The following is a 12357-nucleotide window of genomic DNA, read 5'->3' on the forward strand; positions in this document are numbered from 1 at the left end:
TTACATCGGATACGGTAATATTGATATGAATTGAACCCGAATTCTCGTAGACTCGCAGTCAGACTTATCCCAGTATTTTACTGGAGGGCCCTATCAATGCTCTTTTATTTAGCATACTTTTTTGTTCAATGGGAAGTTGAAATTGCGAGTGGAAATATTGGGTTCATTCAGATACTTACAAATCACAAAAGTTATAAAAGATAAAAAACAATATGATATGGGAAAGCTTGTAATTTATACAGAAAAATCAAACATAGAAATTATTTTATTCCGTGTTTCTGCAATATTCGAATAATTTGTGGCTGAACTTTCTTCAGCATCCGTTCGAACCCGAGGTCCGTGGGGTGTACGCCGTCGACGGTCGCCTCGTGGTCGTCTCCCAGCTTCATGCCGGGATTGATGAACCAGATGTTTTTGTCCGTTTCGAGGATTTTCTCCATCCCTTTCCGGGCAGCTTCCCGCTTAGCGTCTTCGAAAGCCCGTTTTTTCAGGTCGAAGTTTCCGCTTTCGCGCACCTCCGTCTGGAGGAAGATCAACGGCGTCGTGGGATGGCTTTCGCGGATGCGCCGGACGAACCCTTCCAGCCGCTCGTCGATCTGTTGGGCCGACGGGTTCGAAAAGGTGTCGAACAGAAAGGCGTCGGCCCGGGTCTCCGCGGCGATGCGCGCGAAGAATGTATCGAGCTTGCATTGCCCGCTGGCCCCGAGGTTGATGAACCCGAATCCCAGGGTGCGGCCCAGGCGTGCGGCGTAGGCCATTCCCGGACGGCTAGCCGAAGTGCCGTGCGTGATGCTCGACCCGATCACCACAATCCGGTGGCGGAAGGGGTCGGGAGCGGCTTCCAACAGCGCACCTTCGTCGGTTCCGATTTCGAGGGCGGCGATCTCGTCGTGCAGCGGGAGGTAGAGCAGGCACTCCTTCATCGTCGTATCCATGTGTTCGACGACGGGGGCTTCGTGCTGCGTTCCGGATTTGCTCGGCACACCGACTCCGGCGAAGACCCATTTGCCGTCGCGGCGAATGTAGAGGTCGAGCCCGCGCTGGGCGATGAGCGTCGAATTGGCTCCGGGGAGTTGGTTGACGGTGGTCCACCGGGCGCGGATGTTGCGGCTGTCGGTGCGGAACACCACGGCCAGCCCCGTGGAGTAGCGGTAATATCGCGTGACTGTCGGGGTCAGCTCGGGATAACGGGCTACGTCTATGCGCTGAAACGCCGGGCCGCCCGGCTGGGCTTTGTTGACGATCGTGAGACTTGCCGCATCCGTGTATTTTACCGGAGCGTTTTCTGCGGCGGCCATTGCCGGCATCAGCAGGCAAAGGAGCAGGTATGTCAGTCTTTTCATGCTTCTGTCTTTTGTTTTCGGTTCATCAGCGGCAGCAGGAAGGAGATGACGGACGCCGCGATCCAGAACAGGGCGACGGGTCCGAAATCGTAATGCTTCGCACCGTCCGTGGCGACGGTGATGTGCGAGTCGATGAGCCATCCGGACGCCACGTCCTGAATGCCCGCGGCGATGTAGGAGGCGATTCCCACGACCCCGAGCGCGGCTCCCGTGGCCTTGCGGGGTACGATATCCACGGCCATCAGTCCTCCGAGGAAGCAGATCAGCACGCCGATTGCTATTCCGAAGAGCACCATCGAGAGGACGTTCACCCACATGGCATTTCCTCCGTAGAGGAACAGCGCCAGGGCCACGGAGTTCAGTATGCCGAACAGCAGGGCGGGAATCTTTCGGTCACCCTTGAACAGCTTGTCCGAGAACCACCCGGAGAGCACGGTTCCGAGAATTCCCAGCAGTGCGTTTATCGAGACTACGGAAATCGCCTCTACATCCGAGAATCCCTTGGCCTCCTGGAGGAACAACACTCCCCATCCGTTTATGGCATATCGGGATATGTACATGAATGCGCTTGCCGCCGCCAGCACCCATACGGCCGGGGTGCGGAGCACTTGTTTTTGAATCTCCCGAACGGATTTGTCCGCTCCCGGCGCTGGTTTCTCGTGGGCCAGGGCCTCTACGGGCGGCAGTCCTTTGGATTCGGGGGTGTCGTGAAGCCAGCACAGGACGATGACAACGCCTATTGCACCTGCAAGTGCCGATCCGAAGAACCCGGCCTGCCAGCCTGCGAATGTCACGATGGAACCCACGAAGAGGAACGAGAAGAACTCCCCGAGGTTATGGCTTGCGGAGAAGAATCCGTAGTAGGTTCCCCGTTCCCGGAGGGGATACCACCGCGAGAGGGATATGATGGCCGGGGGCGCTCCCATGGACTGCGCCCATCCGTTCAGTCCCCACATGACGGCGAATGCCGCGAATATCACGGCCGTGGGAACTACGGAATGCGCCAGCCCCAGCAGTCCCATCAGGGCGTTTGCGGCAGCCGAGACGATGAGTCCCGTGGCCATGAAGCGTTTGATGTTGCAGTAGTCGGCGATGAATCCGTTTACGAACTTTCCGACGGCATAGGCGAAGAGCAGGGCCGATCCGATGACGCCCAGCTGGGACGCGTCGAGGGATCCGCTGTCGAGAATGGGCTTCTTCATGACGTTGAGACTCGTGCGGCAGACGTAGTAGAGGCTGTATCCGAGCGTCGCGGCGACGAACGCTTGCAGGCGCAGACGTCGGTAGTACTTCGAGCGGGCGTCGTCGTCCATCTCGCGCCCGGGGGCGGGAGGGCTGATGCGGTAGAAGTCGGTGATGCGGCTCATGGGGTCAGTCGTGCAGTCCGCGTGCGCGGAGGTAGGAGATCAGCAGTTCGGGACGGTCGGTCTGGATCATGGTGGCGCCCATATCGACGAGTTTGCCGTAGACGGCCGCCGGGTCGCCTTCGAAGGCCGCATCGTCGCAGAGACCTCCGCAGAGCGACGGCCACAGGGAGTTCACCCAGAGTTTCGAGCCGCCGGCCACCACTTTTTTCATGCAGGCTTCGACTGCGGGGGTGTATTCCGACCAGCAAACCTCGTAGGCAAGGGGTACGGTGTCCGTGCCGAGGTATTCGGCGAAGAGCGCCTGCCCTTTGGGTTTGAGGATGTCGATGATGGGCATGTACATCATGTTGTGCTCGTAGCGGGAGAACTTCGCGGCGACGTCTGCGACGGGGCTTTTGCCTTTGATGAGGAGCTGTCCGGTGACCCCGAGTTCCTCGGAGAGGCGCTGCACGAGGTCATAGTACTGGTAGCCCTTGTCGATATTGACCACGATGCGGTCCTTGCAGAGCTCCAGCGCTTCACGAAGCGTCGGCATGCGGTGCGACGTGGCCACGCCGTGGCCCGATTTGAGGAAACACCGTTGGATGGAGTCGTAGGGGATTTCGGCGATGAGACCTTTGCCCGTCGTCGTGCGGTTCAGCGTCCGGTCGTGGCAGACCACCAGCACGCTGTCGGAGGTCAGCGCAAGGTCGATCTCAACGATGTCGGCCCCCATGCCGATCACCGACTCGATGGCCGCCAGGGAGTTCTCGGGCCAGTTGCGCCAGTCGCCCCGGTGGCAGGCGACAAGCACCTTTTTCGAGGCGGGGTTGTGAATCTCCGAAACGACCCGTTCGGCACGGGTGCCGGGGGCGGATTCGGTGTGTGAACAGGAGGTTTGTAAAAGCAGCAGTCCTGAAAGAAGAATAAGCAGTTTTTTCATGGATTGTTTGGATTGAAGGCAATAATAATGTTAAATATATAGTAAGAAAAATCGTGTATTCGCGTGGACATACACGATTTTCTGTTGGAATCCGCTTCGTGTTACCAGTTCATCACGCGGACTTTATAGACATCCAGGTCGGGAACTTTGATCGTTCGTGTCTCTGTCGAGGCGTTCTTGTCCGTGGAGTAGCGGATGGTCTGTGTCGACCAGCTTTGCGAGCCCTCGGGGTTGGTGGAATCCGTGTACCACAGTTCGCCCGTCTCGTCGTTGTAGTTAATCGATTTGATAGCTGTCGATGCGCTGAAGAGCATCATTTCGGTAAACCGGTTGGCGCCGATGTCGTAGAGATAGGCCCGGCGTCCGCCGATGCAGAGCGTGTTCGAATTGACGTAGCTCATGTCGTGCAGACCTCCCTGGGGCGTCTGTACGGTCTTTTCCAGTTCGAGCGACGGGGCTGCCGTCTCCCAGTCTTTGAGTTTGTAGATCTGGAGGCTCTGGCCGCCGATCGCATAGAGGCGCTGGGTCGTTTCGTTCCACACGACGCCGTGCGCCGAGCCGAGCGCCGACTGGTAGAGAATCCGGTTGGGCTGCGAGATGTCGTAAAGTTGTATAGAGTTATTCCCAGAACTTTCGCCTCCGGAACAAGCCACGACGATGCGGTTGCCGGGCAGCAGTTCCGCCGAGTGGGCGTTGGGAGTCGCCGTAGTGTGGAACAGCACCTCCTTCGTGGCGATGTCGAGCAGCACGCACCAGTTGTAGGAGCTGGTGCACAGGAGTTTCTTGCCGTTGTCCACCGGCTTGCAGTCGTCGAGGTGGTTGCAGCGGCTCTTGTCCAGCCCGAGCACGGCGGCGGCTTCGGTCGCGTCCCAGCTCCATGTGACCGCATCCTTGTAGGTGGTTTCGTTGGCCAGCCCGGCGTCGATCATGTAGACCATGTTGTCGCCGCAGAAGATCAGTTCGGTCACGAAATTCGAACGGGCGTCGTCGGTTTCGTGCTTGCCTCCGGCCTCCAGGGTTACGGGCTCCGTCTTCCCGACCGAGAACGAATTACCGTCGGTGTCGGTGAGGGTCACGGTGTAGCCCTGCGACAGGGCCACGGGGGCGATCATTACGGGTATCAGCTGCGTCTCTTTCGAACAGTCGAGGGGTGCGGGCAGCGTCACGGTGATCGTCTGTGCCGATGCCGATGCCGACCAGTCGTCGATGCCGACCGTGAGGTCTCCGGCGATCCCTTCGCCGCCGTTGGCCTTCACGACCGCCTCGCTGACCGAGTAGTTGCCCTTTTTAACGCTGACGTACATCGTGCAGAAGAGATTCGTGAGCTCCATGCTGCAACCCTCGTAGGCGTTGAGCCGCGCCGTGGCCTTGCCGGCGAGAATCGGGGCGACGGAACCCGTCTGCGCCGTGGGAACGACGGTTTTCAGCGTGCCGTTCTCACAGCGGAGATCGGCGTCCGAGGGCCAGAAAGCGACGACCGTCGAAGCGGCGTGCTGCGGCGCGCTGAGCGTGAAGAGAAAGAGCGATTTTTGCGATCCCGGCTGGATCGGCGCCGCATAGACGGCCTCCGGGACGCTTTGGTCTGCGGCGAACAGTCCGGCCTTGTCGTTTCTGCCCCAGGTGGGCAGCGTTGTCGCTCCCTTGTCGTTGTAGTATTTCGACAGCGTCAGGGTGGTTTTCGAAGAGAGTTCCCGGGGCGAGTCGTCGTCGTTCGAGCAGCCCGCGACGAGGAGTCCCGTTCCGGCGCAGAGCAGCAGGACCCGAAACAGACGGAGTTTTAAGCTATTCATAATTTCAAATCTTTTGTGTCGCATTTTTATTGAGATCTTAAAATAAAACGAAACAAGTTCTTACCGGATAATGATCCGAGATATAAGGAGCACCATAATTTTCTTTCAGAGTTTGGAAAATGCTTGCCACGCATCCGTTATCATAAAAGATATGGTCAAGTTTACGGGTTCCAGATGTTTTGTAGCCGTTGTATGTGGCTTCCTGATCTGTGACAGGAGCAGTCGCACGGGCATCTTTCATTACTTGGTGCAACGGATTGAAACAACTCTCATCGGTATCCGAATTGAAATCAGCAGTAAGAAATACCGGAAGTTGTTCTGAGTTGACCTCCTCTATTTTATTTATAATTAACTTGATAGATTCTTTTCGAGCCACAGCGCCGGAATTGTCGAGATGCGTGTTGAAAAAATAGAACCGCTTGCCGGTTGTTTTTTGTCTGAATAACGCCCATGTACAACTTCGGTTGTAATTGGCATCCCAACCCTTCGAGGGTATGTTAGGCGTTTCTGACAGCCAAAAAGTTCCTTTATCCAGCATTTCGACTATTGATGTCTGGAAAAAGATGGCCATACACTCTTCAGAGGCATATGTTTCCGTTTTGGGAGGTGCTTCACCGGTATCGCGTCCTAATCCGTACCAAGCATATTCCGGGCACTGTTTTGCCAAATAAGTGATTTGATGGGGTTGTGCTTCTTGTAAACCCATTATGGTCGGCTGTTGCCTGTTTATCATCGTTATGACGGCTTGTTTACGATTCTTCCAGATGTTGTCTCCATCGGAGGGGTTGTCGACACGGATGTTGAAAGAGATGGTTTCGATGACATAAGGCGAACGGGCCTCGTCAGCATCAGCCTTGCCGCCGGCTGTCAGCGTGATTGGCTTGTCCGATGAAACAGTATATGAAATCCCGTTAATGTCATAGATGGTCACGGAGTATCCTTGCGACAGGGTTACAGGCGCGAGCATAACCGGGATCAGTTTGATCTCAGCCGAGCAGTCCAGCGGTGTGGAAAACTTTACGGTAACACTCTTTTCCGATGCGCAAATAACACCGTCCTTAAGCCTGATTGAAGTTTCTCCGGCGATGGCTTCCCCGCCGTTGGCCTGTATAACGGCTTTGGCAATTGCATGGCTTCCCCAAACAGGTATATACATGGTGTTGAACAGGTGTTTCAACTCCATGTGCAACCCTTCGTAAGAGTCGATGCGACCTGTTGTTTGTCCGATCAGAAGTGGAGCGACGGTTCCTGTCTGCGTTGTGGGTATCGTCGTTTTCAATATGTCGTCCTCATATATGAGATTCGCATCGGCTGGGTAGAAAGCCACTAATGTTGCATTGCTATGTTTCGGGGCCTTGAAATTGAGCAGAAAAAGCGATTTCGGCGATTGTGTCTGAATTGGGGAGATGTTGATCTTCTGCAAAAAGTTGTCCCTGATGACGAAAATGCCGGCCTTATCGTCTCTTGTCCATGGATGAAGCGTTGTTTCTCCTTCGTTGTTGTAATATTCTGACTGGGTCAGGGTGATTTTTGCGGCTAATTCGATGTATTCCGAGGAATCGTTATCGGAGCAGCCCGCCATGAAATATGCGGTCATTCCGAATCCTATTCCGAACCATATTGATTTTCGAATTTTATTCAATGAAAAGCGTTTCATTGTTCAACGTTTTTTATTTTATTAAGAATGACTTTGCTGCAGGTTTTCATGACGTTTCCGGAGGTAAGGTTTCCTGCGGCGTGCCGGCCTGCTCCCCGCAGGCGGCTCCCGAAAGAGCCGCTGCGAGGATCAGCAGTTTGTTGATTGTTCGTATCATCGGTTATCGTTGGATTAAGTATTCGTTTTCATGTCCCAGTACGACCTGTTCGGCGACGCTGCGCAGGTAGGCGGCCTTCGATGCCTCGATGCCGCAGTCGGCGGGCGAGCTGCCGAACGCCTCCCCGTAGAGCACGAGGTAGTTGACGCAGGCTTTCAGGTAGGCGCCGTAGACCGACTGGTGCTTATTGTCGGTGTGGTAGAGGTTGATGCCCGAAGAGCCTTCGCGCACGATACGGAACGCTTCGCCGATCGGCGATATCCACGTTCCGGCGGCTTTTGCCATGGCACGTGCACCCTTGGCATTGTAGTTTTCGAAAGTCGCGAAGTCGGTGAATCCGCCGTAGCTGCTGGCCGAGAAGGTCCAGGTCTGTTCGAGAATGACTTTGCAGGAGGCCGATTTCGCCCGAATTTTGTCCGCCAATGCCGTGCAGTTGGCAGCTATTGACGCCGTGCCGTCGCGTCCGTAGGTCGCGGGATTCTGGCTCTGGTCCTGAATGAAGGCGTAGTCGTAGCCTCCGATGTCGATGGCGTCGGTCGAGAACGACAGCCCCAACTGCTGTCCGAAATTCTGCGAACCCTTGAAATGCCCCTTGACATTGAGATAGTGGCCTTCGTTCCAGGCGATCTCTTTGAGCATCCACGCCGGGTTGCTGTAATAGGAGAACGAGTTGCCGAGGCAGAGCACCTTTTTCGTGTCGCCCGGGACCGCCGTGCCGAGGTTCTGGACATAAGAGCCCGAGAACCCGAATTGGGGTAATTGACTTGCTGAGTCGTCAGCCGAAATGTCTTGTGTACCACCCGTGCAGGTGTAAGGACCCACAGCGCGGCAGCGGATCTGCACCGCACCCTCGACGGGATCGGTGAAACGGATGGTCTGCATGATGCTGGCGTGCTGGTAGTTGGTTCCTGTGGCCACGCCCGAGCACTTGTAGGAATAACGGATCGAGGGGTCCTCGGGTGCGGTGAGCAGGTCCTCTTCGACGCTCTTCCAGACACCTCCGTCGAGATACTCCACGATGAAGTATTTGGGCGAATTGGCTTCGCCGGCCATCGTGGCGTCGAACTCTACGGCCGTACCGGCTTCGAGTCGCCTTACGGGCAGGGTGTAGAGCCAGTAGTCACCTTCGACCATTGTCGAGACGGAGGGACGGTATGAATTGACCGTGCGGGTGAATTCACGCCCGACGTTGGCCTCGCCGCGTACGACGGATATATAACCCGAACTGCCCGAGGTCGACGGAAGCATGTTCGAAGCGCTCCACGAGGAGTTGTACTGTCCGACAGTCGATGCCGAGAAGATCCACTGGCTCGGGAAGGCCGGGCCTGCCATCAAATCAGTGTCGAGCTTGCCTCCGGCCTCCAAGGTCACCGGTTCTGTTTTTTTGATTAAAGCTATATCTTCGCCTTTGGAATCGTAGATGGTCACAGTATACCCTTGCAAGAGTGTCGCAGGGGCGATCATAACGGGTATCAGTTGTGTTTCCTGTGAACAATCCATGGGGGTGGGCAGTGTTACAGTGATCGTCTGTTCTGATGCTGATGTTGACCAGTCATCGATGTCAACGGTGAATTCCCCTGCAATTGCTTCGCCGCCGTTGGCCTTTATGACCACTTTGCTGACTGAATAGTGGCCTTTCTTGACGCTGATATACATCGTGCAGAAAAGGTTTTTCAGTTCCATACTGCAACCCTCGTAGGCATTGAGTTGTGCTGTGGCCTTGCCGACGAGAATCGGGGTGACAAAACCCGTTTGCATCGTAGGGATGACAGTTTTTAACGTGCCGTTTTCACAGCGGAGATTGGCATCCGAGGGCCAAAATGCGACGACCGTCGAGGTTGCATGTTGCGGTGCGTCGAGTGTGAAGAGAAAGAGCGATTTTTGTGATCCCGACTGGATCGGTGCTGTATAGACGGCTTCCGGAGCGTTTTGGTCCGTAACGAACAGTCCGGCCCTGTTATTCCTCTCCCAGGCGGGCACCGTTATTGTTCCTTGCTCATTGTAGTATTCCGTTAGCGTTAAATTGGTTTTCGAAGCGAGTTCGCGGGACGAATTGTCGTTGTCATTAGAACAACCCACGGCGAGTAATCCTATTCCTGTGCAGAAAAGTAGCAAGCCTCGGAGCAAATAGAATTTTATTATGTTGTTCATATTTGTGGCATTTGATTGGGCTATTTTTTCATTTTGCCGAGAATGACCTCTTTGTAGGCTTTTACGACATTTTCGGGCGTAGCGTTCACCCCGGCGCGGACTTCGTGCATGAAAACTCCCTTGTAGCCGGAAGCCTGTAGGCGGCGGAGGAAATCAGGCCAGTCGATGACGCCTTCGCCCGGCAGCCAGTGACGTTCGTCCTTGCGGTCATAGTCCGAAGCGTGGATCGTGCCGATGCGGTTGCCGACGGCCTCGAAGAAGTGCGCATGCTCCTCTTTGAGCAGGTGGTTCGAATCGAAGCAGACCATGACTTCGGGGTAGTCGGCGATGAGCCGCATAAGCTCGCCCGAGTCGCGGCCCAGGCACGTGCGGGGCAGGTTCTCGATGCAGAGCACCGCGCCGATCTCTTTGGCGGACAGCGCGAGGCGACCGATGGAGTTGGCCGAGTTCTGCAGGCGGATCTCCCGTTCTTCGTCGGCGATCGGCTCCGAACTGGGATGGAGCACGAGCCGCTGCGGGCCGAAGATCGACGCGAGGCGGATCATCCGCTCCATAAGCGCGACGTTCTGTTCGCGCAGCGCCGGATCGGGTACCGAGATGTCGAGCTGGCGGCTGAACGGCAGGTGGCAGGACCAGACTTTCAGTCCGGCTTCTTCGAGCAGCGCCTTGACGCGGTAGGCCCGGGTGTAACATTCGTTCTCGGGAGCGTTGCGCCAGAAATAGTTGAAGACAACCTCCACGTGGTCGATGCCCGCGGCTTTGATCTGCGCGAGTTTTTCGGGCTCAGGGACCTTCACCATGCCGAGCGATACGCCCAGGGGGTATTCGGCCCGGACGGATCCAGCAGTCAGCAGAAAGGTTATCGTTATGAGCAGTAGTTTCTTCATTGTTTTATTTTGGCTGGTGAAAGGAGACGCCGGGGATTCCCGGCGTCTCTTGATTCAATTATTTGACGCAGCACGATCCACAAATGTCGCCGCCATGGGTACTCCAGCTCGATGCGCGTTCGCCGCCGACGTATTTGCCGACGAAAACGCCGTTCTTGCTTGAGCCGCCGATGAAAGCCGAATAAATGACTCCGTCGAGATAGTTGTTGCCGCCCATCTGCTTCTGGTTGTTGTCGCCGCTCTCGTAGGTCCAAGAATCAACCACGTTGCCGCTGGCATCGAAGATGTAGGTCGTGTTAGAGGTCTGTCCCGAAGTGATGTAGAAGCGGTTTTCGCTGTCGACGCACGGGTGGGAGTAATTGAAGGCGTTGGCGAGGGAGCTGCCGGTGTGGACGTACTCCCAGTTGACGGCCGAAAGGTCGCCCTTCACGTTGTAGACCGAACCGTTTTTCGAACCGGCGAAGACCGAACCGTTGGGGGCCACAACGGGCTCATAAAGGAGGTTGGGATTGTCTTTCTCTACTACCAACGATTTTATCGCTTCATGTGTTTTTATGTTAACGGCCCCTATATAACCATTTCTGCCACCAAAATAAGCAAGGGTTTTGTCGCTGTTGACGGCAAATCCGGTGATGTCGGACATTTCGCAGCCAAGGGTAACCTTGGCGATTTGTTCGCCGGTTTCAATATTGACGAAGAAAGCGTCGGTTTGCGTTCCGATCAGCAGCTCGCTGCCGTTAACCAGCAGGCCCCTTCCGGCATCTCCTGCTGAAAACTGCCATTTCTTTTGTCCCGATGCAGCGTCTATGGCGAAGGCTTTACCCAAAGCATCACAAATGTAAACCACTGTTCCGTTAGCATTGACGGCCGGGGCGGCGCTCTTCATTGAACCGGCTTCGGAGAAGATCCACTTCAACTCGCCTTCCGGCGTGATGGCATAGAACTGTCCAGCGCTTGTCGTGCCGTAGTAAATGTCGCCTGTCACGGGATTCACGGTGAGCATGTTGTAGCTTCCTGATTTGGAGGTTGGTAGGTAACGCCACTTCTCATTGCCTGTCACGACGTCGAAGGCGTAGAGGGCGGAGACTTTGTTGAAGGTGATGATGTAGACGGTCTTTCCGTCGGGCGAGAACACCGGACAAGTGCCTTTGAATCCGTTGTAGTTCGAGCCGTCCTGCGCCCAGTCGGTGCTGTAGATGACGTATTCGCGGATTTCGACCTCGAGGGTCCACGAGCGGGCGTTGCCGTCGATCGTGGCGTTCAGCTTCACGGTCTGTGTGCCGACCGTGCCCAGTCCGTATTTCACGACGGTTCCCTCCTTCACGACGTCGCCCGGGAAGGTCCACTTCACGTCGGTGGCCGTCGGGTAGTCTTCGGTGTTGAACGAGAACGTGATCGGCTGGTTCTTGGCCGCCTTGTCGCGGTCGAGGATGTAGGGGATCGCCAGGGTCGGCATCGCTTTCGCGGTGGCCGGTTCCGAGGCGCCCTTTTCGTAGTTGGCCGTCAGCGAGAAGTAATAGTTCTTGTCGTTGATCAGCTTGTCAAGCGTCACGCTCGTCGCGTCCTTGTCGAGCGTCTGTTGCTCGACGTTGTCGGGTGTGTCCTCGTTGTAGTAGGAGAGCGTGTAGGAGAGCACCGTCGTCGCGGGCTTGGTCCACGCGAGGCTCACGAACGAGTCGCCCGCATCGACCGTGAGGTCGGTGACCGGGAACCGCGTCGTGGCGGGTCTGCCGACGGCGGCGACGTAGTTCGAGACGAGTTTTCCGTAGACCGCCTGCACGTAGAAGGTGTACTGCGTGTCGTTGACGAGTCCGCCGACCGTGCAGTTCATCTCGCCGCCCGTGCGCAGGGTGACCGTTTCCGAATCGGCATCGGTGTAGTAGACGATGAAGTCCGTCGGGTTCCAGCCTTCGGGCAGGCTCCAGGAGAGCAGTACCTCCTCGTCGCCCGGCGTGGCGGTGAGATCGGTGACCTGGTGGCGGGCCGCTCCGGCTTCGGGGATATCCTCACTCCAGCATGCGGTGAGGCCCGCGGCGATGAACGATATCAGCAAAAGGTTGATTATCTTTTTCATGCTTGTTCT

The 12357-nt window shown here is 56.2% G+C and carries 8 protein-coding genes; all 8 read right to left on the reverse strand.

Features of this window, described 5'->3' with window-relative positions:
• Positions 1-260 precede the first annotated feature (260 nt).
• On the reverse strand, positions 261-1343 hold the full coding sequence (locus tag NQ492_RS02020; RefSeq protein WP_015546299.1) for an SGNH/GDSL hydrolase family protein: 1083 nt from the start codon (positions 1341-1343) through the stop codon (positions 261-263).
• Positions 1340-2710 (reverse strand): MFS transporter, encoded by a 1371-nt coding sequence (locus NQ492_RS02025; RefSeq protein WP_015546298.1) that lies wholly within the window; start codon positions 2708-2710, stop codon positions 1340-1342. Before NQ492_RS02025 ends, NQ492_RS02020 begins: the two co-directional genes overlap by 4 nt.
• Positions 2711-2714: 4 nt before the next feature.
• Positions 2715-3632, reverse strand: coding sequence for a glycerophosphodiester phosphodiesterase family protein (locus NQ492_RS02030; RefSeq protein WP_015546297.1), 918 nt, complete (start codon positions 3630-3632; stop codon positions 2715-2717).
• A gap of 101 nt (positions 3633-3733) precedes the next feature.
• The gene (locus tag NQ492_RS02035) at positions 3734-5422 is read right to left on the reverse strand and encodes a DUF6528 family protein (RefSeq protein WP_015546296.1); all 1689 of its coding nucleotides are present in this window, start codon (positions 5420-5422) and stop codon (positions 3734-3736) included.
• A 37-nt stretch (positions 5423-5459) separates the two neighbouring features.
• Positions 5460-7079, reverse strand: coding sequence for an endonuclease/exonuclease/phosphatase family protein (locus tag NQ492_RS02040; protein ID WP_015546295.1), 1620 nt, complete (start codon positions 7077-7079; stop codon positions 5460-5462).
• A gap of 160 nt (positions 7080-7239) precedes the next feature.
• The gene (locus NQ492_RS02045) at positions 7240-8994 is read right to left on the reverse strand and encodes a DUF4886 domain-containing protein (RefSeq protein ID WP_231839863.1); all 1755 of its coding nucleotides are present in this window, start codon (positions 8992-8994) and stop codon (positions 7240-7242) included.
• A 413-nt stretch (positions 8995-9407) separates the two neighbouring features.
• On the reverse strand, positions 9408-10274 hold the full coding sequence (locus tag NQ492_RS02050) for a sugar phosphate isomerase/epimerase family protein (protein WP_015546293.1): 867 nt from the start codon (positions 10272-10274) through the stop codon (positions 9408-9410).
• Positions 10275-10332: 58 nt separating this feature from the next.
• Positions 10333-12348: a fibronectin type III domain-containing protein gene (locus tag NQ492_RS02055; RefSeq protein ID WP_015546292.1), complete on the reverse strand. Its 2016-nt coding sequence runs from the start codon at positions 12346-12348 to the stop codon at positions 10333-10335.
• Positions 12349-12357 lie beyond the last annotated feature (9 nt).

It is taken from the genome of Alistipes shahii WAL 8301 (assembly GCF_025145845.1).
GTDB lineage: Bacteria > Bacteroidota > Bacteroidia > Bacteroidales > Rikenellaceae > Alistipes > Alistipes shahii.